The organism is Helicobacter sp. T3_23-1059 (assembly GCF_053654515.1).
Genome location: NZ_JBSIUV010000211.1, coordinates 1 through 558, shown reverse-complemented (window position 1 = coordinate 558; position 558 = coordinate 1). Strand labels below are relative to the sequence as shown.

1 protein-coding gene is annotated in these 558 nt (G+C 28.3%); it reads right to left on the bottom strand.

Annotated elements, in window-relative coordinates:
• Positions 1-558 (bottom strand): hypothetical protein (locus tag ACWIX0_RS14090; protein ID WP_454174602.1); only part of this gene is annotated, 558 nt, incomplete at both ends.

The window sequence follows — 558 nt, the reverse complement described above, 5'->3', positions numbered from 1 at the left end:
GTTTATCGGCTAGAAAAATGACATTATTTATTGTAGCATTATTTGTGCCAATCATATTGTTTATTAAAGATTGTTGCCATTGATATATGACTCTATTTATGGCTTCAATTATGATTTTAAATGGTTTCTTAAGAAAATCTATAATTCCATCGCTATAAATTTCATCTATTGCTTCATAGATAATGGTCATAATCTTTTTTCTTTGGTTTTGTGTTATGTCGTTTGTAAAAACTCCAGCAGTGGCACAAATAACGCCATTTTTAATAGCAACAAAACATACGATATATATGCCATTCTCTAAAGCATCACCACTAATATCTGTCATAAATTCTATATATGCTTCTCTTGCACCTTTTCTGTCTAATGAGTCTTGAAATTTAATTGCCTTAATGGCTATATTTGTTGTTTGTAGCTGATTTTCTAATTTTTGTTTTACTTGTTTTTCATAATCTATTCCATCAGATAATGCTTCTATGCTAATTTTTACTCCATCTAATGTTTTTTCAATAGCATCGATTTGGGCTTCTTTTACCTTAATTATTTGTTCTTTTTGTGATT